Consider the following 23,339-nt stretch of genomic DNA (forward strand, 5'->3'; position numbering starts at 1 on the left):
CCGCCGAGATCGTATGCGTGTTTCTGCGTGGTTGGCCAGAGTTGCCAGCAGATTCATCCAACCTTGAACGTGACCGAACAAGGTTCTAGAGTCGGCCCATGAGCATCGGACTGACCGAGGAACATCGGGCGCTGGCCGAGTCCGTACGCGGGCTGGCCGGACGCGGGATCGACCGGGCGGCGCTGGCGCGGCAGGGCCTGTTCGGCGTCCACGTGCCGGAGTCGCGCGGCGGCCAGGGCTTCGGGCTGCCGGAGCTCTGCGTCGTGCTGGAGGAACTGGGCCGGGCCCGCGCCGGCGGCACGTTCCTGCCCACCGTCCTGGCCGCCGCCGTCCTCGGCGACGGCAACCCCCTGCTCGACGGCCTCGCCGACGGCACCCTCACCGCCACGGTCGTCCTCTCCGGTACGGCTACCGCCCTCGGCCCCGCCGGCGCCGATCTCTTCCTCGTGCCCGTGGACGGCGGCTGGGCACTGCTCGACCGATCGTCGGTCACCGCCGAGCCCCTGGAGGGCGTGGACCTGGACCGCCCGCTCTGCGCGGTGACCGTGACCGAGGTGCCCGAGGGGCGGGAGCTGGGGCCGGTGCCGGTCAGGGAGCTGGCGGCGGTGCTGATCGGGGCCGAGGCGTGCGGCCTGGCAGCCTGGGCCGTGGACACCGCCGCCTCCTACGCCAAGGTCCGCGAGCAGTTCGGCCGGCCGATCGGGCAGTTCCAGGGCGTCAAGCACCGGGTCGCCGCCGCGCTGGTCGCCCTGGAGCAGGCCCGCGCCGCCGTCTGGGACGCCGCCCGCGCCCTCGACACGGCAGGCCGTACAGCGGCGGGCCGTAAAGCGGCAAGCGGTATAGACGCGGATGAGGCGGGGCTCGCGGTGGCGGTGGCGGCGGTGCTCGCGCCCGACGCGGCCGTGCGCTGCACCGCGGACGCCATCCAGGTGCTGGGCGGCATCGGCTACACCTTCGAGCACGACGCGCACCGCTACTACCGCCGCGCCCTGTCCGGCCGCATGCTGGCCGGCGACCCGGGCGAGTGGAGCGAGCGCGTGGCCCGCCTGGCCGCCGCGGGCACGCGGCGCGCCATGGAGCCCGACCTGCCCGAGGAGGCGGCGGCGCTGCGGGCGCAGATCCGGGCGCGGGCGCGGGAGCTGGCCGGAGAGGAGCCCCTCGCCCGGCTCGGCCGTTTCGCGCGGGAGGGCTGGATCATGCCCCATCTGCCCAAGCCGTGGGGCCGGGCCGCCACCCCGCTGGAGCAGGTCGTCATCCACCAGGAGTTCCGCGAGCTGAAGCGGCCCAACCTGGGCATCGCGGCCTGGGCGGTGCCCTCCATCGTCGCCTACGGCACTCGCGAGCAGCAGGAACGTTTCCTGCCCGGGACGTTCACCGGCGAGATCGTGTGGTGCCAGCTGTTCAGCGAGCCCGGCGCCGGATCCGACCTGGCGGGACTGTCGACCAAGGCCACCCGGGTGGAGGGCGGCTGGTCGTTGAGCGGGCAGAAGATCTGGACGTCGCTGGCCCAGTACGCGCACTGGGGCATCTGCCTGGCCAGAACCTCCCCTGACAAGCACCGGGGCATCACGTACTTCCTGGTCGACATGGCCACGCCGGGCGTCACCGTCCGGCCGCTCAAGGAGATCAACGGCGAGGAGATCTTCAACGAGGTCTTCCTCGACGACGTCTTCGTCCCCGACGACCTGGTGGTCGGCGAGGTGGACCACGGCTGGAAGGTGGCCCGCGACACCCTCTCGCACGAGCGCGTCGCCCTCGGCGACTCCTGGGGGCCCGGCTCGCAGCACACCGACATGATGCGGCTGGTCACCGCCCGCGACGGCCTGCGTCCGTCGCAGTGGGAGCAGGCCGGCCGGTTGTGGGCGGAGGGCCAGGCGATCTCCGCCCTCGGCCTGCGGGTCACGCTGTCCCAGTTGTCGGGCGGCGGCGCCGGCACCGCGGCGAGCGTACGCAAGCTGCTCGGCATGCGACACGCGCAGGCGATCTCGGAGTTCTGCTGGTCGGTGGACCCGTCCAGCCGCTACTGGAACCGCATGATCCTCACCACCCGCGCCTTCACCATCGGCGGCGGAACCACGGAGGTGCAGCTCAACATCATCGCCGAGCGCGCGCTCGGGCTGCCCCGCGACCCTTAGAGTGATCGTCGTGAGTGAGGCCGCCGACACGATCCGGGCGCGGCTGCTGGCCGCGTTGCACCGCGAGGCCGGGCCGCCGCCCGCCGCGCCGGGCCCCGACGGCCTGTGGGCCGACATCGACTACGCCGACCTGGACGTGACCGTCTGGGGGCCGTTCGAGCACCTGGTCAGGCTCAGGGCGCTGGCCCCGGCCGAGCCGGAACCGGCCACGCGCGCCCTGGACGCCTGGCTGCGGATGGACCTGCGCTGCCCCAACTGGTGGTACGACCAGCTCGGCGCCCCGCGCGTCCTCGGCGACGCCGCGCTGCTGCTCGGGATCGCGCACGACCCGCGGCTCACCCGGATACTCGGGCGGGCCGCCGTGACCGGGATGACCGGCCAGAACCTGCTCTGGGCGGCCGAGGTCGTCATCCGCCGCTGCCTGCTCGACGGCGACGACGAGGGGCTCGCCGAGGCGTTCGGCCAGGCCGCGACGCTGCTGGTCCCGGGCGATGGCGAGGGGATCCAGCCCGACCACAGCTTCCACCAGCACGGCCCGCAGCTCTACTCGGGCGGCTACGGCCACAGCTTCGCCGTGGACATGGCGGCCCTGGCCACGCTGGCAGCGGGCACCCCGATGGCGTTGCCGGAGGAGGCGATGGAGGTCCTGGCGGCCTACCTCCTCGACGGGCAGCGCTGGATGATCCACGCCGGCCGCTACGACATCGCCTGCATGGGCAGGGAGAGCACCCGCGAGGGCAACGCCGCCCGCGGCCCCGCCCTGGAGGTGGCCGCCCGGTCCCTGGCCGCGGGCGGCGGGCCCCGCGCGGAGGAACTGCTCCACTTCGGGCAGGGCCCCGGCACCGGCGCCCGCTACTTCTGGCGCTCCGACTACCTGGCCGTCTACCGTCCTGGCTGGTCGGCGGCGGTCAAGACCTCCTCGACCCGCACGGTCCTGTCCGAGGCGGGCAACGGCGAGGGCCTGAGCGGGCGGCACCTGTGCGACGGCGTCACGCACCTGTGGCGCACCGGCGAGGAGTACCACGCGCTCTGGCCCGTGCAGGACTGGCGCCACCTGCCGGGCACCACCGTCGCCTACCGGGGCGGGCCGCTGCCCGCCGCCGACTTCGGCCAGGACACCGGCGGCTCCGACTTCGCCGGCGGCCTCACCGACGGCCCCTACGCGATGGCCGCCATGCACCTCGACCGCGACGGCGTACGCGCCCGCAAGTCGTGGTTCTTCTTCCTGGACGAGTACGTGGCGCTCGGCGCCGGCATCACCTGCGCCGACCCGGACGTCCCCGTCCACACCACCATCGACCAGACCACGCTGACCGGCGAGGTACGCCTGGCCGACGGCACCCTCCACCACAACGGCGTCACCTACTTCTTCCCGCACCCGGCCCCGCTGACGGTCCGCTCCGGCGCGCGTTCGGGCAGCTGGGCCGCGGTCAACCGCTCGCAGTCGGCGCGCGAGCTGTCGGCGGACGTCCTGGAGATCTGGCTCGACCACGGCCGCGCCCCCTCCGACGCCACCTACGCCTACATCGCCGTCCCCGGCCCGCCCGCCGACACGCTGACCGCCCCGCGCCCGCTGACCGTCCTCGCCAACACCCCCGACATCCAGGCGGTACGGCACAGCACCCTCGACCTCACCCAGATCGTCTTCCACCGCCCCGGCACCCTCGCGCTGCCCGGCGGCTCCATCACCACGGACCGCCCGATCCTGGTGCAGGTACGCGGCCCGTCAGCCCTGTCCGCCGCCTGCCCCTTCGGCACCGGCGGCCAGGCCAACCTCACCCTCGACCACCACGGCACCACCCGCGAGCTCGCCCTGTCGCTGCCGCCCGGCCCGACCCTCACCCTTCCCGCCGCCCGCTAGAGCGGGGGTAGTACGGGGCGGCCAGGTGGGCGTAGACGATCGTGTTCTCCTCGTAGCTGCCCGCCCTGGCGTCGAAGGCGCCGCCGCAGGTGACCAGGCGCAGCCCGGGGTAGGCCAGCTTGCCGTACACCTTGCGGGTGGGGAAGCGGGTCTTGGGGGTGTGCTCGACCTTGTCCACCAGGAACACCGCCACCGACCGGTCGGCGCGCAGCACCTGCACCTGGTCGCCCTTCTTCACGTTGCGCAGGTACGCGAAGACGGCCGGTCCCGTCCTGGTGTCGAGGTGGCCGGTGATGACGGCGGCGCCGCGCTGGCCGGGGACCGGGCCGTAGCGGTACCAGCCGGCCAGGTTCGGGGGGTTGAGCGGCGGGTTCTCGATGGCGCCCTTGGTGTCCAGGCCCAGCTCCATCAGCGGGGCGGACACGCCTATGGAGGGGATGTAGACGGCGGTGGGGCGGGCGGGCTCCATCGGGGCGGCGATCCGGCCGCCCTTGGGGATCTCGAGGTCGCGGGGCGGAGCGGGGGTGGCGGCGGCCGGGGGCGGGGGCGGGGTGAACAGGCCGTTCAGGCCGAGGGCGATCAGCGCGATCCCGGCCAGGGAGACGGCGCCCGCCCCGGCCAGGATGAGCCTCTGGGCCAACTACGCGCCGCCCTTGCGCCGCCGTACCGCGAAACCGGTGAGACCCGCGCCCGTCAGGAGCGCGGCGCCGCCGACGGCGAACGGCCAGACGGCGGCCTCGCGCGCCAGCCCGCCGGCGCCCGTCTCGGGGTGGCCGTCGGGGACCCTGCGCTCGTCCTCGTCGACGGGCTTCCACGGGTGCTTCGGCTCGTCCTCCCGCGGGGGCTCGGACCAGGAGTCCTGCGGCTTCGGGCCGTCCGACCAGCTGTCGGCCGGGTTCGGGGCGGACGACCACGGGTCCTCCGGCTCGCCCTCGCCCGAAGGCTCGTCGCAGGGGATCAGCGGGAGCGGCAGGCAGGTGGAGACCACCGTGGCGGTGTCCGATGCGGTCTCCGCCGTGGCCGTGCCGATGCCGGCGGCGAGGCTCACCCCGCCGATCACGAACGCCACCAGGGCTCCGGCGGCTGCGAGTCGTCGCGCTAATGCCATGGGCCGAGCCTCGCGAACTATTGGACCTGGAGTCAAGTAGTGTGACCGAAGTGAAACGCGTCACTCCTAGGTCTGGATGATGGCCGCCTTCTCCCTGGTGTACTCCAGGACGGCGTCGTGGCCGTAGCCCGAGTCCTTCACCCCGCCGAACGGCAGGCCGGGCGGCATCTGGCGGAAGGTGTTCACCCAGACGGTGCCGCTCTGCAGGTCGCGGACGAACCGGTGGGCGCGGGCCAGGTCGCGGGTCCAGACGCCGGCGGCCAGGCCGTACGCGGAGTCGTTGGCGATGGCGAGCGCCTCGTCATCGGTGTCGAACGGCATGGCCACCGCCACCGGCCCGAAGATCTCCTCCTGGCAGACGCGCAGCGCGTTGTCCCCGGCGGTGTAGAGCGTGGGGGAGACCCAGTAGCCGCCGGGCAGCGCGGGGACCACGTCGGCGCCGGTCAGGCCGCCGAAGACCAGCTCCGCGCCCTCCTTCTCGGCGATCTCCAGGTAGGAGGCCACCCGCTCGTACTGGCCGGCCGAGACGATCGGGCCCATCGTGGTGGCCAGGTCGAGCGGGTCGCGGAGGATGACGCCCCTGGCGGCCGCGGTGATGCGGGCGAGCATCTCGTCCCAGATCGAGCGGTGGATGAGGATACGCGAGCCGGCGACGCAGACCTGCCCGGCGTTGCCCGTGTAGATCGAGTTGACCGTCACGCCCTCGGCCGCCCTGTCGAGGTCGGCGTCGGGGAAGACGATGTTCGGGGACTTGCCCCCGAGCTCGAACGTCATCGGCTTGATGCCGGCCGCCCTGGTGATCGCCAGGCCGGTCTCCGTGGAGCCGGTCAGGCTGATCTTGTTGACGCCGGGGTGGCGGACCAGCGCGTCGCCGGCGTCCTCGCCCATGCCGGCGACGATGTTGAGCACGCCGGGCGGGAAGACGTCGGCCAGCAACTCACCCAGCCGCAGCACCGAGACGCTCGCCTGCTCGGCCGGTTTCACGATCACCGTGTTGCCGGCGGCGAGGGCGAAGGCGGCCTTGGCGGAGAACGTCGAGATCGGGCTGTTCCAGGGGATGATGCAGACCGCCACGCCGTACGGCTCGCGCCGCGTCATGCCCAGCGCGTCGGGGCCGAGGATGACGGTGTCGCCCTTGACCGCCTCCAGGCACTGGCCGGCGGCGATCTGCCACAGGTAGGCCATGCCGGGCAGGTCTCGCTTCAGGGTGTCGCGCAGGATGCGGCCGTTGTCCGTGGTCTCCAGGGTGGCCAGTTCCTCGGTGTGCCGGGTGAAGATCTCGGCCACCTGCCGCAGGAAGTGCGCGCGGCCCAGAGCGGGCAGGGCGGACCATCTGGGCAGCGCCTTCCTGGCGGCGGCGACGGCGGCTTCCGCGTCGGCCTTCCCGCCAGCGGGGATGCGGGCCCATACCTCTCCGGTGGCCGGATTGACCGAGTCGAGGGTCCTGCCGTCGGCCGCGGGGACGAGCTTTCCGCCGATGAGGTTGCGGTAGTCAATCACGAGACCAAGCATATGCTTGGTTGGGATCAGTGGCCATAGGATGGCCGCCATGCAGCTGGCTCCCGGCGTCCGTGCCGCCGTCACCGACCGCCATGGCGGTGTGAGTGCCCCGCCGTACACCTCGCGCAACCTCGGTGGGCTGGTCGGCGACGACCCCGAGGCCGTGCTGGCCAACCGGGCGGGCCTCGCGGCCGAGCTGGGCGTGCGCGGGATCGTCTTCATGAAGCAGGTGCACGGCGCGGACGTCGTCCACGTCGGCGAGCCCTTCGGGGACGATCCGCCGCCGGTGGACGCCGTGTTCACCGGCGAGCCCGGCCTGGCGCTGGCCGCGCTCGGGGCAGACTGCCCGGCCGTGCTGGTGGCCGATCCGGTGGCGCGGATGGTCGGGGCGGCCCACTCCGGCCGGCCCGGCACCGAGGCCGGGATCGCCGGCGCGCTGGTGCGGGCCATGGTGGACAAGGGGGCGCTGGCCGCGCGGATGGTGGCGCTGATCGGGCCGGGGGCGTGCGGGCGCTGCTACGAGGTGCCCGAGGACCTGCGCGCGCGGGTGGCGGGCCGCGTACCCGAGACTCACTCCACGACCTCCTGGGGTACGCCCGCGCTCGACCTGCCCGCGGGCATCAAGGCGCAACTGCTGGCGGCGGGCGTGGGCGAGGTGCGCCACGACGCGCGCTGCACGATCGAGACCGGCGACCTCTACTCCCACCGGCGCGAGCAGGTCGCCGGGCGGTTCGCCGGGCTCGTCTGGCTGGAGTGAGCCCGGGTCAGCTCTTGCGGCCGCCCTGTCCCCGGGCGAAGGCCCAGTTGACCAGCGCGAGGCCGCCCCAGATCGGCACCAGGCCGTTGGTGCTGGAGTCGAGGGCCAGCAGGACGATGGTGGCGGCGGTGCCCAGGACCAGCGAGACGATCGCCAGCGCCAGCCGCATGGCGTCGGACACGCTGCTCTGGCGCGCCACCTGCTTGGCGCTGGGCAGCCTGGCGACGCGCTCGTCGACCCTGCGATCGATCTCGGCGCTCATCTTGTCGATGAAGGACTCGACCACCGCGTCCTCGTACTCGGGTCCGAGGTCGCGGCGGGCCGAGACTGCCGCGCGTACGTCATCGCCGGTGCTCATATGTCGAGATATAACGGCTTTGGGGGTCAGCGGGCAAGGATGTCGTCGAGGTTATAGGCAACAGGTCTTTCAAGCTGCTCGTAATTGCAGGATTCGGGTGTCCGGTCGGTCCGCCAGCGCCGGAACTGGGCCGTGTGGCGGAACCGGTCACCCTCCATCGCGTCGTAGGCCACCTCCATCACCAGCTCCGGCCGCAGCGGGATGAACGACAGGTCTTTCTTGGCGTTCCACCGCGAGACCGCGCCGGGCATGCGCTGGCCGCCGCGCGCGGGCGTGGCGGCGGGGCCGCCCTCCTGCGCCTGAAGGATCGCCTGGTCGGCCCACGCGCCCCACGGATGCTCGCCGAGCTGGGCGAGGTACGGCTTGAGCTCCTCCACCAGCTCCGCCCGGCGCGCCATGGGGAACGAGGCGGCCACGCCCACGTGGTGCAGCTTGCCGTCGGGGCCGTAGAGGCCGAGCAGGATCGAGCCGACGATCGGGCCCGTCTTGTGCTCGCGGTATCCGGCCACGACGACGTCGGCGGTGCGTTCGTGCTTGACCTTGAACATGGTGCGCTTGTCGGGGATGTACGGCTGGTCGCCGGGTTTGACGATGATGCCGTCGAGCCCGGCACCCTCGAACATCTCGAACCACTCGCCGGCCTGCTCGTCGTTCCTGGTGACCGGGGTGAGGCGGATGGCGCCCGTCTGCCCCTTGTCAGGAAATATCCCCTCAAGGCGGGCGCGGCGGTCGGCGAACGGCGTCTCCATCAGCGACTCCTCGCCCAGCGCCAGCAGATCGAAGGCGATGAACGAGGCCGGAGTCGTCTCCGACAACATCTTCACCCGCGAGGCCGCCGGATGGATGCGCTGCTGGAGCTGCTCGAAGTTGAGGTGCGTGTCATGGATCAGCACGATCTCGCCGTCGACCACGCACTTGTCGGGAAGCTCGCGTTTCACCGCCTCGACCAGCTCGGGGAAGTACCGGGTGAACGGCCGCTCGTTGCGGCTGCCCAGGAACACCTCGTCGCCGTCGCGGAAGATGATGCAGCGGAAGCCGTCCCACTTCGGCTCGTAGAAAAGGCCGCCGTCCTGCTTCGGCATCGCCTTGACCGCCTTGGCCAGCATCGGCGGCACCGGCGGCAGCACCGGCAGGTCGAGCTGGATCTCGGTGGGCTCCTCCATCGGCTCACTCCCTCACATAGCGGTTGAACAGCACGCCGTCTTCCTCGAGCACCTGGGCCAGCGTCAGACCGCAGTTCGCGCTCTCGCCGTTGAGTATGCGCGCCGCCGTGCCACCGACCAGCAGCGGGCTCACCGACAGGCACAACTCGTCGATCAGGTCGGCCGCCGCGAGCTGCGCGTTGACCCGCGGCCCGCCCTCGCACAGGATCCGCTCCAGGCCACGCTCACGCAGCGCCTGTACGGCCAGCGGCATGTCGACCCGGTCCGCGCCCGCCAGGATCACCTCGGCCTGCCTGCCCGCCGCGGCCCGCCGGTCGGCGGGGGCCGCCTCGCAGGTGATGACGATCGTGGGCGACTCGGCCTCGGTGAACAACGGGCTGCCCAGATCGAGGTCGAGCCGGCGGGTGATCACGGCGATCGGCGGGGGGACCTCCCTGCCGGGTCTGCGTTTGGCGGGGCCGTACCCCTCGGTGCGGACGGTCGCGGCGCCCGCCAGGATCACGTCGGCCAGCCCGCGCAGGACCCCGAACACCCGGCGGTCGCCCTTGCTCGACAGCCCCCCGGACAGGCCCTTGAGCCAGGCGGCGCCGTCGGCGCTTGCCACCATGTTGACCCGCAGCCACGGCCGGCCCTCCGGGTAGGCGTAGGCCTGGACCAGGTCGGGGTTGTCATGGGTGTCCGGGTGAATGCGACGCACCCCTCTACCTTGGCACACACCCCCGACAACCAGCCCCCGCCACCGCTGCCCTGCGGGCAGGAGCGGCGAAACGCCCGGCCACCCGGAGCACCCAGGGCGGGAAAGGACCGGCACCCAGAAGCGGGGCTTCCGGGAGCCGGGCACCGTGGGCCGAGAAGCGCTCGGGAGGGGTGGTCGCCCCGAACAACACGTGCCCGGCGGAGGCCGTGTGGGGAGGCGGACCTGGGTGGGGGTGCGCGCGAGAGCGGTGAGGAGACGGGCGTGCGGGAGACGGCGGGTCTGGGTGCCGTGGGGGAGGGGGTTAGCCGGGTGTGTCCGGTGCGCTGGGAAGAGTCGGTGTGCCAGGAGGTGGTGGGCCGGGATGCGTGGGCAAGGGAAGGGGGTGTGCCGGGCGGGCGGGAAAGAGCGGGGTGGAATGGCGCAGGACGGGTCGGGTGGGTGGTTGGTGGAGGATATAGCGCTTTCGTGGATCTGAAAGACGTACGTGATGTCTTGTGCTTAACGTGGCGATAGGGCGTGGGGACTACAAGGAGGCCCGGTGGGTCTGGTCACTGTCGTGACATGGCTGTTCACTGCGATCGTCGGCATCTACCTGCTCTACCTCTGGCTGTCGGGCGGCGGCCTGCGACAACAGGCGACGAAGGTCACCCGCTTCCCGGTGGCGCTGATCTTCTCCCATCCGGCTCTCGCGATCTGCGCGCTGGCCTGCTGGGTCGCGTTCCTGCTCACCGGGAACCGGGTGCTGGCCTGGGCGGCGTTCGGAGTGCTCGCGGGCGCGGCGCTGCTGGGGTTCACGCTGTTCACGCGCTGGCTCGGCGGCGGCCGGCACGCCAAGGGCGCGGAGCGGCGGCTGCCCGTGCTGGCGGTGCTGCTGCACGGGGTGGCGGGGGTGACGACGTTCGTGCTGGTGCTGCTCACCGCGGCGGTGGCACGGGGCCAGTAGAGCCCCTGACCACGAGCTCGGGCCGCATCAGCAGCGAGCGGCCGGTGGCCGGCTCGTCGGACTCGACGCACTCGCGCAGGTGGGTGAACGCGGCGGCGGCCATGTCGGCCATGGGCTGGCGGACGGTGGTGAGCGGCGGCGCGGCCAGGTCGGCGAGGACGATGTCGTCGAAGCCGACGACCGAGACGTCCTGGCCGACGCGCAGCCCGGCGTCGCGCACGCCCGCGCTGACACCCAGCGCGCACATGTCGTTGATGGCGACGATCGCGGTGGGCGGGTCGTCCTCGCGCATCAGGTCGGCGGCGGCGCGCCGGCCGAGCCCGGCCACGTCGAGGTCGCCGTAGGGCTCGTCGGCGGCCCCCGACCACACGATGGCGTCGTCGGGGGAGAGCCCGGCGCTCTCCAGGGCGTCGCGGAAGCCGCGGAAGCGCTCGCGCCGGTTGACGCTGCGCAGCGCGCCGGAGACGAACGCGATCCTGCGGTGACCGAGCTCCAGCAGGTGGCGGGTGGCGAGCTGGGCGCCGATGACGTTGTCGACGCTGATGTTGACCATGCGGGACGGGTCGCCCGCCTGGGCGGTGCGGTCGAAGGCCACCAGGTTGAGCCCCTGCTCGACGAGGGGCAGCACGTGGTCGAGCGAGGGCAGCGAGGAGCAGAGCACGACGCCGCGGATGCCGTCGGCCCACAGCTCGTCGATGTAGGCGCGCTCGCGCTCGGGGTCACGGGCGCTGTTGCAGAGCAGCACGTGGTACCCGGCGGCCAGAGCGGCCCCTTCCAGGTGGAGCGCGAACGCGCCCCAGAACGGGTTCGCCACCGACGGCACGACCAGCCCGACCACCTGGACGCGCCCGGTACGCAACTGCCGCGCGGCGCGGTTGGGCCGGTAGCCGAGGTGCCTGATGGCCTCCTCGACCCTGGCCCTGGTCTCCGGCAGCATGCGGCCGGGGCGGCCGTTGAGGAAGTTGGACACGGTGCTGGGGGAGACGCCCGCGGCCTTCGCTACCTGGTGGATCGTTGCACCGCTCATGGCGGTCATTGTAGCGCCCCGCTGGAGGGTCCTGCTGCCCATGGTCTAGGGTGAAGCGTCGGTAAAACGTTGCACAAGGAGGTCGTGTGTTTCCCGTCGACGGCCTGAGGGACCTGCTCACCACGACGCACGCCGCGCAGTGGCGCCGGTTGCACGAGCAGTGCGACTGGTACCGCCGCCAGCGGCCGCCCGCGGAGCACCCGCGCGCCAGCATCACCTACTTCGGCCCCGCCGCCGCCAACCTGGCCCTGGCCTACCGGCTGACCGGCAACCGCGCGTACCTGGAGGAGGCCTGGCGCTGGATCTCGACCGCGATCTCCTATCCCCACTGGGGCAAGGCGCACCTGCCCGACCACGATCTGGACGCCGGCTGGCTGCTCCACGGGCTGTCGATGGCCTGCGGCTGGCTCGGCGACGACCTTGGCCCCGGCCGCCTGGAGGCGCTGTGCGCCAAGCTGCGCCTGCAGGGCCGGCGCCTGTACGACCACGCGGTCGCGAGCGAGGGCGGCTGGTGGTCCTCCAGCTACTGGCAGAACCACAACTGGATCTGCCACGCGGGCCTGGCCGCCGCCGGGTACCTGCTGGACGAGCCCGCCTGGACCACCCGTGCCCGGCGCAACCTGGAGACCGTCCTGGAACTGCTGCCCGAGGACGGCTCCGACAGCGAGGGCGTCGTCTACTGGCGCTACGGCGTGCCGTGGCTGGCCGTACACGCCGACCTGGTCGAACGCCTGGAGGGCGTGAGCCTGTGGGATCGCGGCGGCTTCCTGCGCAACACCTTCGGCTGGCGGCTGCATCAGTGCGCGCCCGGATTCGAGGAGAACGCCGACCACGGCGACTGCCACGACCGCCGCAGCGGCCACAGCCCGGCCCTGTACCACAAGCTCGCCGCCGTCTACCGCGACGGCCGCGCTCGCTGGCTGGCCGACCTGGTGTCGGAGCGTTTCCTGTGGCGCGAGGCGTACGAGTCGGGCGTCAAGCCGGGCATCATGCCCGAGGCCTACCTCGAACTCCTCTGGTACGACCCGTCGGTCGCCCCGGAGCCGCCGCGGGAGACCGGCGCCTACTTCCCCGACCTCGGCCAGCTCACCACGCGGACGAGCTGGGCCGGCGACGCCGCGTACCTCAGCTTCAAGTCCGCGCCCGGCGGCGGGCACCGCGCGTGGCGGGAGTCGCGGCGGCTGCGCGACGAGCGCGGCTGGGACACGCTGAGCGCGGGACACCACCACCCGGACGCGGGCTCGTTCGTGCTGGCCGCGCACGGGGCCTTCCTCGCCGTCGACGACGGATACTGCAACGCCAAGCGGGCGGCCCACCACAACCTCGTGCTCGTCGACGGCTCGGGCTGGGCGGGTGAGGGCCGCTACCACGTCTACAAGGACCTGCCCGACGACCGCGTGCCCGGCATGCGCGACGTGCTGGCCCTTGACGGCTTCGCCCACGCCACCTCCTCGACGGCGATGATGTTCCCCGAGGAGCTCGGCGTGCTGCGCTGCGACCGCACGCTCGTGGTCACCCCGCGCGGCCGTACCGTGCTGCTCGACACGCTGGCCGCCGCCGAGCCGCGCGCCTGGACCATGCTCCTGCACACCGACTGGCCCGCCGATCCGGGCGCCGCCGACCTGGCGCTGGTCTCGGGACCCGCCCTCGCCTGGGTACGTCGCCTGTCGCCCGAGCCCGTCGAGGTCACCCGGGACGTCACCGAGATCGAGGCCAACCCCACCTCCTCCACGCCGAGCCTGCGCATCGTGAAGACGCTGCACACCGTCCGCACCACGACCGCGCGGGTGCGGGAGGCGTGCCTCCTGCACACGATCGAGCCGTCCGCCGCCCTGCACCCCGCCCCGCCGACGTCCGCGCGCCTCCCCCTCGACAGCGGGTACGGCACGGCGCTGTCGTTCGACGGCGAGGTGGTCCTGCTGTCGCCCGCGGAGCGGAAGATCACGGCGGCCGGCATCGAGGCCGAGGCGGCGGCGGTCATCGTCTCCGGTGGCAGGGCGGCGCTGGTGGAGGCGGTCAGCGTACGGCGCGACGGCGAGCCGGTGCACGAGTCGCCGCGCCCGTGGACCGGCGTGGTCGACTGGCCCTAACCGCGCCCGGCGCCGAGATGCAGGGCGAGCAGAAGGGGGACGGTGGGCCCGTACAGCAGCGGCCCGAACGGCAGCACGATCGTGAGGATGCCCGCCGCCACCGCCGCGCCCAGGATCGCGAGGCTGGGCCCCGGCGCCCCGAACCCGCGCAGCGCCGTCATCGCCCACGCACGGGCCCCCGCGCCGGGTGCGCGGGCGGCGGCCACGGCCAGGTGCACGTGGTAGACGAGCGCGGCGGCCAGGACGCCGAGCTGCCCCCACAGCAGCGGCCCGGCCAGCTCGCCCGGCCGCCGCAGCAGGAACAGCACGTTCGCGCCGAGCAGCGCCATGGCGGCGGTGGAGGCGAGCGCGTGCGGGAGCAGCGGGCGCAGGTAGCCGGGGAAGGCGCGCAGCACCCCGGTGAACACCCGGTGCTCGCCCTCCTCCCGCCAGGCCCGCAACGCCGAGGCGGCGGCGGCCAGCGCGGGCAGCCACGTCACCACCCCCAGCGCCAGCAGGCAGAACGCGGCCCCGGCGAACGCCGGCACGGTCGCATACCCGAGCCACCGCACCATCACCTGATCCCACCGCCGCCCGCTCATGGCAGCAGGTGCTCCTCGACGGTTCCGCCCGTGAGCGTCACCCGGAGAACGCCGTCCGCCACCGCCACGCCGAGCACCGCGGGCTCCGCCCCCTCCGCCTGGTACACCGAGCAGAACGTGACCGGACCCCGCGCCGCCCAGTCCAGGCAGGTACGGGACCGCTGCGGGTCGTCGGCCAGACCCGGCGCGGGGAAGGCCGCGAGCACGGCCGGGACGTCGGCCACGTGCCGGCCGCGCAGTACCTCCTCGCCCCGCCACACGGTCGTGACCACGCCGCCGCCCTCGGCCGCCTCCACCGGCACCCCGGGCCGCAACCGCAGCACCACCGGCTCGTCCGCCTTCGGCGCCAGCGCGCACAGGTCGGCCAGGTAGCCGGAGCCGGCCAGCACCGTCCGGGTGAGGCGCACGCCCGGATAGGCGTCGTCGCAGCTCGCCGTGACCCGGGCGGGTTCGTCGGCGTCCAGCGTGCCGGTGGTCTCGGCGGGTTCCGCGCCGGGCAGGCCGGGGGCGGGGTGGGCGTCGGGCCCGGCGAAGTGGGCGCGCCACCGGTCCTCCGCGTAGGGGACCTGACCGGGGTCGGGCTGCCAGGGGGTGTGCTCGCCGTACAGGTAGAGGGCGAGTTTGTCGTGGTGGCCGTGGCTGCCGCCGTGCGGGCCGTAGTCGAGCACGGCGTGCACGCCACCCGCCCGCAGCACCGCGAGGCCCGCGTCGGGGAAACGCGTTCCCGGCGGTACGGCCGCGCGCGGCGGCCCGGCGAACCACCCGGAAAGGTAGGACTCCAGCCGGTCATGCCCGGGCCCGGCATCGGCCACGGCGCGGGCGGTGACGGCGGCCAGATGGTCGGGCGCCGCGAACCCGGCGGCCAGAACCCCCAGCTCCGCGTGCTCGGCGGCGGTGGCGGGCCGGTCGTAGGGGCCGTCGTGCAGCGCGGGCAGCACCCCGCCGGGTGAGGCCGTCCCGGCCAGCGCCGCGATCATGCCCAGCAGCCTGGCGGCGACCGCGTCCGGCAGGTCCCCTGGGCGGGTGCCGCGCAACTGCAGCAGGTAGGCGCGCAGCACGAAGCCGTGGTAGTAGGTCGAGGCCTCCCACTCCCAGCCGTCCGGCGCGACGGCCGCCAGGGCATGCGCGTGCAGCCCATGCGGACCCTCCAGCCAGCCCGCGCCCGCCGAGCCGCCCGCGTCCGCCGGGCCGCTGCGGATGAGGGTTGCGGCGTGGGCGGTGACGGCGCCGGCGGCGTTGAGCCAGGCGGTGTAGTTGGAGGTGAAGCGGTCCTGGGCGACGAGGGTGGCGCGGGCCTCGCGAGCCGCCCGTTCCAGCGAGTCCAGCAGGGGGAGGAGCGGATCCAGGCCGGGGACGTCGTGTTCGGCCAGCGTCCAGGCGGCGTGGCCGAGCGAGACCGCCCAGATCGCCTCGCTGAGCGCCTGGTGGAACATGCGGCCGCGGAGCATCCACGGCTGTGCCTGTTCGTGGCGGCCGCCGGAGGTGAGTTCCGTGTACCGCCGGCCGTACTCGATCAGTGGGGGGAGGGCTTGTGCGGGGGAGACGGCGGCGAGCAGGCGGATGCGGCGCGCGCACGCCTGGTGGGCCAGGGCGGCCCACGCGCCGCGGACGGCGGGGGTGTCCACGCGGCAGCCGTACGGGCAGCGCGCCCCCTCCGGCGGGAACGCGCCCGACAGCAGGCCGTCGTGGGCGAGTTCGACGCCGTGCACGCCGCAGACGTAGGCGTGCCACCAGCCGCCGCGCTCGCGTGGCAGGCGGGGCGCGTTCAGCGGGGCCATACGCCACCGTCGATGTCGAGCGTGGTGCCGGTGACGAAGCCGTTGCCAGGCGCGGCCAGGTAGACGGCGGCGGCGGCCACGTCGGCGGGGTCGCCCTCGCGGCCGGCCGGGATGCCGCCGACGATGGCCGAGCGCGCCTCGGCGGAGGTGAACGTGTCGTGGAAGGCGGTCTGGCCGATGAAGCCGGGGGCGAGGGCGTTCACGGTGATGCCCTGGGGCGCGAGTTCCTTGGCCAGGGCCTTGGTGAAGCCGATGACCCCGGCCTTGGCCGCCGCGTAGGCCGCCGAGCCGGGGCCGCCGCCGTTGTGGGCGGCCAGCGAGGACATCGTGATGATACGGCCCTTCGCGCCCATGTGCGGTACGGCGGCGCGGCAGGTGCGGAAGGTGGCGCCCAGGTTCACGTCGAGCGTGGCGGCGAACTGCTCGTCGGACATGCCGGCCACGGTAGACCGTCCCACCAGATGCCCGGCATTGCACACCACGACGTCCAGCCCGCCCAGGAACGCCACCACCTCGCCGACCAGGCGGCCCGCCTCCTCCGTGGAGGTCAGGTCGGCCTGCACGGCCAGCGCCTTGCGGCCGAACGCCTCCACCCGCGCCACGGTGTCCGCCGCGCCCGCCGAGCGCCCGTAGTGCACCGCCACGTCCGCCCCGGCCTCGGCCAGCGCCACCGCTATGGCGGCGCCGATGCCGTGTGCCGCGCCGGTGACGAGGGCTCGGGTGCCAAGCAGGTCAGTACTCATCAGAACTCCTTAGGAAAACAGGGAACGCAGGGCCGCGAACTTGCGCGGCAGGTCGTACTCGGCGCCGCCCTCGTGGCCGTTGTACCGGTACACCTCGATCGAGGCGGGACCGGCGTAGCGGTTGACGGCGGCGTAGACCGTGGAGGGCGGGCAGACGTTGTCCATCAGCCCGACCGAGAACCAGCCGGGGCAGGAGGCGCGGGCGGCGAAGTTGACGCCGTCGAAGTAGGACAGTGTGCTGAAGGCCGTCTCCGCGGCGAAGCGGTGGCCGCTCAGCCAGCGGCGGATCTCCGCGTAGGGGCCGTTGTCGGTGATCTCGGCCGCGCGCCGGTAGTGGCACAGGAACGGCACGTCGGCCAGCATCCCCGCCACGTCGTCGCGCAGCCCGGCGACGGCCAGCGCCAGCCCGCCGCCCTGGCTGCCCCCGGCCACCGCGACCCGTGAGCCGTCCACGTCGGGATGCGCCTTGACCGCGTCGACCGCGCGGACCGCGTCGGTCATGAGCCGCCGGTAGTAGTGGTGCTCGGGGTCCTCGATGCCGCGGGTGACGAAACCGGGCGCGGAGGAGCCGTGGCCGGCCGGGTGCACGTCCGGGGTGTCGGCGGTGGCTTTGCCGCCGCCGCCCTGGCCGCGGTTGTCCATGATCAGGTGGGCGTGCCCGGCCGCGCTGTAGGCCAGCGACTGGTACGGCAGGCCGCGCCCCCCGTTGTACCCGATGTACTGCACGACGGCGGGCAGCGGCGCGGTCCGATGGCGGGGAAGCAGCAGCCAGGCCTTGACCGGCTGCCCGGCCCACCCGCTGAACGTCACGTCCAGGACCTCGACCGTGGCCAGGCCGCCCGCCCACGGCGCGAACTCCGCTCCGGCCGGGGAGTCGTCGAGCGTGCGTTTCCAGAACGCGTCGAAGTCGGCGGGCTCCTCGGGTTCCGGGCGGTAGTTGCGCAGCCGGTCGAGCGGCATGTCCACGAGCACGGGCAATCCTCTCCAAATCTCGATTTTTCGGGGCTTTTCAGGCCAGGTCGGCGGTGAGGGTCGCTCCATGGCGGCCCGCGGTCTCGGCGGTGATCCGGATCCGGCCCGCCAGCGCCCGCACCCGCACCCCCGGATCGGCCCGCACCACCCGCAGCCCCGGCCGGAACAGCTCCACCACCACCCGATCGCGCTTCTGCGTGGGGTCGGACACCGCCACCGCCGTCGCCGAGCCGCGCCTGCGGGTCACCACCGAGGCGGGCCCGTCGGCCGCCAGGTCAACGGCCCGCCCGGCGCCCCAGAAGTTGGCCGCCAGGAAGTGACGCCCCGGGCTTGCCACCGCGTGCACCGCCCCCGTCGCGGCGACCACCTGCGCGGCGGGCGCCGCCGACCACGCCGCCGTCCGGTCGGCGGAGGCCGCGGGAAGCTGGGTGTAGGCGTAGCCGGTGCCCGCCGCGTGCTCCAACCACAGGGTCAGGTAGGTGCGGGTGATCTCGGTGGCGGAGCCGTACTTGATGTTGATGTCCTTCCACCGGCCGGTACGCGGCTCGCGCACGGCCCGCAGCCGCGTGGGAGCGGCCAGGACGTAGCCGCCGGTGCCCGCGAGGTGGGCCCAGCGCACACCGGTGAGCGTCCCCGGGCTGCCCGGTACGGCGGCGCCGTTCACCGTCAGCACGGCCTGCGGATCGCGCAGCTTGCGGTTCTCCAGCACGGTCTCCACGTCCTGGCCGGTGATCCCGGAGCCGACGCAGACGATCGCGTCGTCGACGAAGAACCAGCTCTTCAGCGCGCGCAGGCCGGTGCCGAGGCCGCGCAGGTCCATGCCGTAGGCGGCCAGCGTGGTGCCGGGCAGCGCGGCGCCGCCGGCCCAGTCGGCGCCGGACACGCGCCGCTGGTCCTGCCCGTCGGCGAGCGCGCGCCGTTCGACCGTGGTGCCGGGCAGGCGGTGCGGATCCACGGTCGGCCAGTAGTCCTCGCTGTAGTGGCCGAGGTCGCCGTCGTAGACCAGGACCATGCCGTCGGACAGGTGCCAGCCGCGCAGGTTCTCGTTCTGGATGGACTCGTAGTTGTAGATCCGCGTGGAGTACGCGCTGACCGCGTAGCCGAAGCCGGGGCGGTGGTGGACGGCCTTGTCCATCCGCGGGTACTGCCGGTGCAGGACCGGCGCCGGGTAGGCGGGCGCGGCCGAGCCGAGAGCCTTGCGGGCCAGCACTATCGACGACAGGTCGGTGACCTTGAGGAAGTCGCGGTAGGTGTCCTCGGTGATCCAGCGCTTGACCAGCCGCGTCAGGTGGGTGGCCCGGCTCGCGTCGGCCCCGGCCAGCCGCAGCGTCGCCTCGATCACCGGCTGCGCGGCCGCGTGCCCCTGCTTGCTCTCGCGCGCCACCTCGCGGCCGCAGACGGCCGCCATCATGTCGCCGCGGAACATCAGCGGGTCGAACGCCTCGTCCACCCACCGGAACACGTTGTCCACGGCCGGGTCGCGCACCGCCCACGTGCTGCCGGCCAGCAGGTGCAGCAGCTTGGACAGCGTGTTGAGCAGTTCCTTGCCGTAGCCGCCGTTGTAGGGGTGCTTCCAGTGCTGCAGGAACGACCCGTCGGAGTAGAAGCCCTCGCCGGTGCCGCCGGCGCCGCCGTCCTGGAAGGCCAGCACGCTGTTGGCGCCGCCGCCGCGTACGTCGCTGAGCGCGTCGCGCACCTCGCCCAGCGCACTCCCGTCGCCATTCAGTACGGCCCGCAGCGCCACGACCGTGCACACCCACACCCGGTTGGCCCCGGTGGCGATCTGCCGGTCGGCCCGCCACAGGTTGGGGTCGGGCGTGTAGTGGTGGACCGCCGCCGTCATCCTGGCCAGGCGCTCGGCCCCCAGAACGTCGTGCAGCAGGACCATCGTGTCGTTGAGCTGGATGGGCGCGCCGATCTCCCAGTCCCAGTCGTTGTCGTAGCGGGCCAGCGCGGGGCCGTAGCGGTGCGCGGACATCCAGTCCAGCGCGTCCAGGACCACCCGCAGGGTCGGCTCGTGCGCGTGATGGCCGGTGCCCGGCGTCGCCCACGACAGCGCGATCTTCGCCAGCCGCGAGAAGCTCGACGTCACATGGCCGGAACGGGCCGGATCGGCCAGGTCGGGCCACAGCGCGGTACGGCCGGCGCCGGTGTCGAGCGTGGCGAGGAACCCGGTGGCGGTACGCCCGATCCGCTCCACGGCGGCGGCGATGTCCGGATCGCCGGTGTCGATGCCGTCGCCGCCGGTCAGCAGGGCCCGCCAGCGCAGCCGCAACGTCGCGGTATCGGCCACGAGAGCCGCGGCCGGGCCGGCGACGAAGGCGGCGGTGGCTCCTAAGCCCGCGCCGATCAGGACGGTACGCCGGGTGAGAGGCAGGGACATGGAAGATCCTTCCGGGGGGTCACTTGATGCCGGCGGTGGCGAAGCCCTGGACGAAGTAGCGCTGGAAGGCGACGAACAGCAGCACCATGGGCAGCGTGGCCAGCGTCGTACCGGCCATCAGGAAGGCCCACTGCGTGTTGTTCTCGGTCTGGAACACCGACAGGCCCACCTGGATCACCCGCAGGTCGTCCCTGCGCGTGATCAGCAGCGGCCACAGGAAGTTGTTCCACGACCCTTCGAGCGTGAGCAGCGCGACGGTGGCGAAGGCCGGCTTCACCAGCGGCGTCATGATGCGGGAGTAGATGCCGAACTCGCCGAGCCCGTCCAGCCGCGCCGCCTCCTCCAGCTCCACGGGCAGCGACAGGTAGAACTGCCGGAACAGGAACACCGAGAACGGCGCGATCGCGCCCGGGATGATCAGGCCCCACCACGAGTCCAGCCATCCGGTGCCGCCCTGGCCGAACAGGTCGTTGCCGCCGGCCAGCGGCATGAACCGGACGATCAGGAACTCCGGCAGGATCTTCGTGTAGGTGGGGATCATCAGCGCGCCCACGAAGGCGGCGAACAACCATCGCGATCCGGGCAGGCGCAGCCGCGCCAGCGCGTACCCGGCCATCGACGCGAAGGTGACGTTGATCAGCGTGTGGCTGACCGCGATGATCAGGCTGTTGCGGGCATAGGTCGCGAACGGCGCCGCGGTGAAGGCGTCCACGTAGTTGCTCCACGCCCACGTGGTCGGCAGCAGGGGCGGCGGGCTGGCGCCGATGTCGGCGGGCGTCTTGAGCGAGGTGAGCACCATCCACACGAACGGCGCGATCATGATGACCGCGATCACGCTCAGCGCGGCGTAGAGGCCGATCCTGCGGCTAAGCCGTGACACGGTCGCCTCCGATGACCCGCCGGTTGATCAGCGTGAGGGCGATCAGGATGGTGAACAGCACCAGCGACTGCGCGCAGGCGTAGCCCATGCGGAACTCGCGGAAGGCCGACTTGTACACCTCGTAGGTGATCATCGTCGTGCTGTGGGCGGGGCCGCCGTCGGTCAGGACGTAGATCTGGTCGAAGGACTGGAAGGCGCCGATCACCGAGGTGACGAAGACGAAGAACGTCGCCGGGCGCAGCAGCGGCACCGTGATCTTGAAGAACTGGCGCACCTTGGAGGCCCCGTCGACCGAGGCCGCCTCGTACAGCTCGGGCGGCAGGTTCTGCAGCGCCGCGAGGTAGATCAGCATCTTCATGCCGATGCCCTGCCAGACGCCGACCGCGATCACCGCCGGCAGCGCCCACGTCGTGGACGACAGCCAGCTCGGCCCGGCGACGCCGAAGAACGACAGCACCGCGTTGAGCAGCCCGCCGCGCGGGTTGTAGATCCACAGCCACACCAGCGCGACCGCGATCGTGGCCGTGACCTGCGGCAGGAACACCGCGGTGCGGAACAGTCTCCGGCCGCGCACGTTGCCGTTGAGCAGGACGGCGATCACCAGCGCGATGCCCATCGCCACCGGCACCGTGAAGATCGCGTAGATGACGGTGTTGAGGACGGCCCGGCGGAAGACCGGGTCGCCGAACATCTCGGTGAAGTTGGCAAGCCCGACGAACTCCGGCGCGCTCAGGATGTCGTAGGAGGTGAACGCCAGGAACACCGCGGCGACCAGCGGCAGCCCGGTCCACAGCAGCATGTGCAGGAACGCCGGCGCCACCATCAGGTACCCGGCGCGCCGCCGCGAGCGCGACGAGCGCGCCGGCCGGGGCGCCGCGCGCGGGGGACGCGGCGGGGCGAGCGTGCCGAGTGCCATCAGAGCCGGCCGATCGCGTTGGCGGCCAGGCCGGACAGCTCCTTGAGCGCCTCGGCGGCGCCGCGCTGGCCGACGACGGCGGTCTCCAGCGTCGGCTTGATCTTCTCGCGGATCTCCATCCAGGCCGCGGTGCCGCCCTCGGAGTAGGCCTTGTCCAGGTTGTCCAGCGCGAAGCCGACGAACTTGTTCTTCTTCACGTACTCGCTGTCGCGCAGGCTGCGCACCGCGGGCACCGAGCCGCGCTGCCGGGACGCGGGCAGGATCACCTCAGGGCTGGCCAGGAACTCCACCAGCGCCCGCGCCACGGCCGGCTGCCTGCTGTGCGCCGACACCGAGGCCAGCGTGCCGCCCTGCAGCATCGCCTCGTTGGTGTTGCGGACCACGAACGTGCCGATGACGTCGTCCTTGATCAGCTCGGGCGTCTGCTGCTCCATCTGCAGCCACAGCGCTGTCGTGGTCATCGCCATCGCCGCCTTGCCCTGCTGGATGAGGCTCGGCTGGCCGGTCTCGGACTTGAAGGAGTACTCGGTGCTCCTGTCGGCGATCAGGTCGAGGAAGAGCTGCAGCGCCGCGACGCCGCGCTCGTCGGCGAACAACGGGGTACGGCCGGCCTCGTCGAACAGCTTGCCCCCGTTGGCGAACAGCAACGTCTCCCAGCACTGCCGCAGGTCCACCGAGAACGGGTCGAAGCCCGCGGTGGCCAGCTTGCCCGCGCCGTCGCGCCTGGTCAGCTCCTTGGCGAGGGCGCGCAGCTCGGTCCAGTCCTGGGGAGTCCCCTTGACCCCGGCCTTGTCGAACATGTCCTTGCGGTAGGCGACCACCCGGGTGTCGAGCACCACCGGCAGCGCGTAGAGCCTGCCGTCGTAGCGGGAGGGCTCCAGCACCCTGGGCTCGTACTGGTGGCGGGCGGCCACGGAGTCGGGCAGCGGAGCCAGCACCTTCTTGTGCGCGAACGGCGGCACCCAGCCGACGCCCAGCATGAGCACGTCGGGCAGGAGCCCGCCGGCCAGCGCGGTGGTGATCTTCTCGTTGAGCGCGGCGTAGGTGGTGTAGTCGACGCGCACCCTGGCCTTGGGGTGCCGCTTCAGGAACGCGGGCAGCAGCGTGCCTTCGAGGAGCTGCTTGCCGCTGGACCCCTCGAACATCGGGGTCAGGAGCGTGATCTCGCCCTCCACGGCGCCGTCGGCGTTCCCGGCCGAGGAGCCGCCGGCGGCGCACCCGGTGGCGACCGCGGCCGTGCCGAGGGCGCCTAGCGCAGCAAGGAAACCCCGTCTCGTCAGGTCCATGGGATGCCTCTCAGTTCTGGGGGGAAGGGGCGCCGATGAATCGATGCACCAACCATAGGGACGCCTCTTGCGGTGGTCAACAGGGAGTTAACCTGAAGGACATGGGCGCGTTAGGTCATTGACGGTGCATCGGTACACCAGACCGTCGCGGCGGGGACCAC

The 23,339-nt window shown here is 72.9% G+C and carries 20 protein-coding genes; 5 read left to right on the forward strand and 15 right to left on the reverse strand.

All coding sequences use genetic code 11. The features are described 5' to 3' along the window. The first annotated feature begins 98 nt into the window (after positions 1–98). Both ACFWY5_RS45070 and ACFWY5_RS45075 read left to right on the forward strand, forming a co-directional pair. On the forward strand, positions 99–2,135 hold the full coding sequence (locus ACFWY5_RS45070; protein ID WP_379638531.1) for an acyl-CoA dehydrogenase: 2,037 nt from the start codon (positions 99–101) through the stop codon (positions 2,133–2,135). Between the two features lie 10 nt (positions 2,136–2,145). Beyond that, positions 2,146–3,996 carry a polysaccharide lyase family 8 super-sandwich domain-containing protein gene (locus tag ACFWY5_RS45075; protein WP_379638532.1) on the forward strand — a complete coding sequence of 617 codons (1,851 nt, stop codon included), beginning with the start codon at positions 2,146–2,148 and terminating at the stop codon, positions 3,994–3,996. Here ACFWY5_RS45075 and ACFWY5_RS45080 read toward each other — a convergent pair. The 3 genes from ACFWY5_RS45080 to ACFWY5_RS45090 form a co-directional block, all read right to left on the reverse strand. After that, positions 3,974–4,636, reverse strand: coding sequence for a class F sortase (locus tag ACFWY5_RS45080; protein WP_379638533.1), 663 nt, complete (start codon positions 4,634–4,636; stop codon positions 3,974–3,976). The two genes, ACFWY5_RS45075 and ACFWY5_RS45080, sit on opposite strands and share 23 nt — an antisense overlap. Beyond that, the gene (locus ACFWY5_RS45085) at positions 4,637–5,104 is read right to left on the reverse strand and encodes a hypothetical protein (protein WP_379638534.1); all 468 of its coding nucleotides are present in this window, start codon (positions 5,102–5,104) and stop codon (positions 4,637–4,639) included. Positions 5,105–5,170: 66 nt separating this feature from the next. Further along, positions 5,171–6,604 (reverse strand): aldehyde dehydrogenase family protein, encoded by a 1,434-nt coding sequence (locus ACFWY5_RS45090; protein ID WP_379638535.1) that lies wholly within the window; start codon positions 6,602–6,604, stop codon positions 5,171–5,173. A 49-nt stretch (positions 6,605–6,653) separates the two neighbouring features. Between ACFWY5_RS45090 and ACFWY5_RS45095 the strand changes: the two genes are divergently transcribed. After that, a complete protein-coding gene (locus tag ACFWY5_RS45095) occupies positions 6,654–7,361 on the forward strand; it encodes a polyphenol oxidase family protein (protein ID WP_379638537.1) in 708 nt (235 codons plus the stop codon). Between the two features lie 7 nt (positions 7,362–7,368). Here the strand turns inward: ACFWY5_RS45095 and ACFWY5_RS45100 are convergent, their stop codons facing one another. From ACFWY5_RS45100 to ACFWY5_RS45110, 3 genes are read right to left on the reverse strand one after another with little or no spacing between them, the layout of a single operon-like run. Next, positions 7,369–7,719: a hypothetical protein gene (locus ACFWY5_RS45100; protein ID WP_379613802.1), complete on the reverse strand. Its 351-nt coding sequence runs from the start codon at positions 7,717–7,719 to the stop codon at positions 7,369–7,371. A 26-nt stretch (positions 7,720–7,745) separates the two neighbouring features. Further along, on the reverse strand, positions 7,746–8,882 hold the full coding sequence (locus tag ACFWY5_RS45105) for an ATP-dependent DNA ligase (RefSeq protein WP_379613800.1): 1,137 nt from the start codon (positions 8,880–8,882) through the stop codon (positions 7,746–7,748). 4 nt (positions 8,883–8,886) lie between these two features. Continuing rightward, positions 8,887–9,579: a pyrimidine reductase family protein gene (locus ACFWY5_RS45110; protein WP_379638538.1), complete on the reverse strand. Its 693-nt coding sequence runs from the start codon at positions 9,577–9,579 to the stop codon at positions 8,887–8,889. Positions 9,580–10,117: 538 nt separating this feature from the next. Between ACFWY5_RS45110 and ACFWY5_RS45115 the strand changes: the two genes are divergently transcribed. Next, complete coding sequence (locus ACFWY5_RS45115; protein ID WP_379613796.1) at positions 10,118–10,522, forward strand: hypothetical protein; 405 nt, start codon at positions 10,118–10,120, stop codon at positions 10,520–10,522. Here ACFWY5_RS45115 and ACFWY5_RS45120 read toward each other — a convergent pair. Next, the gene (locus ACFWY5_RS45120) at positions 10,494–11,549 is read right to left on the reverse strand and encodes a LacI family DNA-binding transcriptional regulator (RefSeq protein WP_379613794.1); all 1,056 of its coding nucleotides are present in this window, start codon (positions 11,547–11,549) and stop codon (positions 10,494–10,496) included. The two genes, ACFWY5_RS45115 and ACFWY5_RS45120, sit on opposite strands and share 29 nt — an antisense overlap. Positions 11,550–11,635: 86 nt before the next feature. On the opposite strand from ACFWY5_RS45120, the gene ACFWY5_RS45125 reads away from it, so the two are divergent. After that, positions 11,636–13,639, forward strand: a complete 2,004-nt coding sequence (locus tag ACFWY5_RS45125) for a hypothetical protein (protein ID WP_379638539.1) — start codon at positions 11,636–11,638, stop codon at positions 13,637–13,639. Here the strand turns inward: ACFWY5_RS45125 and ACFWY5_RS45130 are convergent. The 8 genes from ACFWY5_RS45130 to ACFWY5_RS45165 are packed head-to-tail and all read right to left on the reverse strand — an operon-like array spanning position 13,636 to position 23,178. Then, positions 13,636–14,220, reverse strand: a complete 585-nt coding sequence (locus ACFWY5_RS45130; protein WP_379638540.1) for a hypothetical protein — start codon at positions 14,218–14,220, stop codon at positions 13,636–13,638. The two genes, ACFWY5_RS45125 and ACFWY5_RS45130, sit on opposite strands and share 4 nt — an antisense overlap. Continuing rightward, a complete protein-coding gene (locus ACFWY5_RS45135) occupies positions 14,217–15,998 on the reverse strand; it encodes a heparinase II/III family protein (protein ID WP_379638541.1) in 1,782 nt (593 codons plus the stop codon). The genes ACFWY5_RS45130 and ACFWY5_RS45135 overlap by 4 nt, the downstream gene beginning before the upstream one ends. Beyond that, entirely contained in the window at positions 15,986–16,741 is a 756-nt protein-coding gene (locus ACFWY5_RS45140) for an SDR family NAD(P)-dependent oxidoreductase (RefSeq protein ID WP_379638542.1), read from the reverse strand. Before ACFWY5_RS45140 ends, ACFWY5_RS45135 begins: the two co-directional genes overlap by 13 nt. Positions 16,742–16,750: 9 nt before the next feature. Next, positions 16,751–17,713, reverse strand: a complete 963-nt coding sequence (locus ACFWY5_RS45145; RefSeq protein WP_379638543.1) for an acetylxylan esterase — start codon at positions 17,711–17,713, stop codon at positions 16,751–16,753. Between the two features lie 37 nt (positions 17,714–17,750). Beyond that, on the reverse strand, positions 17,751–20,096 hold the full coding sequence (locus ACFWY5_RS45150) for a polysaccharide lyase 8 family protein (RefSeq protein WP_379638544.1): 2,346 nt from the start codon (positions 20,094–20,096) through the stop codon (positions 17,751–17,753). Positions 20,097–20,115: 19 nt separating this feature from the next. After that, entirely contained in the window at positions 20,116–20,976 is an 861-nt protein-coding gene (locus ACFWY5_RS45155; RefSeq protein ID WP_379613780.1) for a carbohydrate ABC transporter permease, read from the reverse strand. After that, positions 20,963–21,892 carry a carbohydrate ABC transporter permease gene (locus tag ACFWY5_RS45160; RefSeq protein WP_379638545.1) on the reverse strand — a complete coding sequence of 310 codons (930 nt, stop codon included), beginning with the start codon at positions 21,890–21,892 and terminating at the stop codon, positions 20,963–20,965. Before ACFWY5_RS45160 ends, ACFWY5_RS45155 begins: the two co-directional genes overlap by 14 nt. Next, positions 21,892–23,178 carry an ABC transporter substrate-binding protein gene (locus ACFWY5_RS45165; protein WP_379613776.1) on the reverse strand — a complete coding sequence of 429 codons (1,287 nt, stop codon included), beginning with the start codon at positions 23,176–23,178 and terminating at the stop codon, positions 21,892–21,894. Before ACFWY5_RS45165 ends, ACFWY5_RS45160 begins: the two co-directional genes overlap by 1 nt. Between the last annotated feature and the right edge of the window lie 161 nt (positions 23,179–23,339).

The sequence above is a fragment of the Nonomuraea sp. NPDC059007 genome, assembly GCF_042740555.1.
Classification (GTDB): Bacteria; Actinomycetota; Actinomycetes; order Streptosporangiales; family Streptosporangiaceae; genus Nonomuraea.

What these genes read in the sequence shown, in the direction of transcription:
- ACFWY5_RS45070 (WP_379638531.1), top strand. Translation starts at nt 99, where the DNA reads ATGAGCATCGGACTGACCGAGGAACATCGGGCGCTGGCCGAGTCCGTA.
- ACFWY5_RS45085 (WP_379638534.1), bottom strand. Translation starts at nt 5,104, where the DNA reads ATGGCATTAGCGCGACGACTCGCAGCCGCCGGAGCCCTGGTGGCGTTC.
- ACFWY5_RS45095 (WP_379638537.1), top strand. Translation starts at nt 6,654, where the DNA reads ATGCAGCTGGCTCCCGGCGTCCGTGCCGCCGTCACCGACCGCCATGGC.
- ACFWY5_RS45100 (WP_379613802.1), bottom strand. Translation starts at nt 7,719, where the DNA reads ATGAGCACCGGCGATGACGTACGCGCGGCAGTCTCGGCCCGCCGCGAC.
- ACFWY5_RS45105 (WP_379613800.1), bottom strand. Translation starts at nt 8,882, where the DNA reads ATGGAGGAGCCCACCGAGATCCAGCTCGACCTGCCGGTGCTGCCGCCG.
- ACFWY5_RS45120 (WP_379613794.1), bottom strand. Translation starts at nt 11,549, where the DNA reads ATGAGCGGTGCAACGATCCACCAGGTAGCGAAGGCCGCGGGCGTCTCC.
- ACFWY5_RS45130 (WP_379638540.1), bottom strand. Translation starts at nt 14,220, where the DNA reads ATGAGCGGGCGGCGGTGGGATCAGGTGATGGTGCGGTGGCTCGGGTAT.
- ACFWY5_RS45135 (WP_379638541.1), bottom strand. Translation starts at nt 15,998, where the DNA reads ATGGCCCCGCTGAACGCGCCCCGCCTGCCACGCGAGCGCGGCGGCTGG.
- ACFWY5_RS45140 (WP_379638542.1), bottom strand. Translation starts at nt 16,741, where the DNA reads ATGAGTACTGACCTGCTTGGCACCCGAGCCCTCGTCACCGGCGCGGCA.
- ACFWY5_RS45150 (WP_379638544.1), bottom strand. Translation starts at nt 20,096, where the DNA reads ATGTCCCTGCCTCTCACCCGGCGTACCGTCCTGATCGGCGCGGGCTTA.
- ACFWY5_RS45160 (WP_379638545.1), bottom strand. Translation starts at nt 21,892, where the DNA reads ATGGCACTCGGCACGCTCGCCCCGCCGCGTCCCCCGCGCGCGGCGCCC.
- ACFWY5_RS45165 (WP_379613776.1), bottom strand. Translation starts at nt 23,178, where the DNA reads ATGGACCTGACGAGACGGGGTTTCCTTGCTGCGCTAGGCGCCCTCGGC.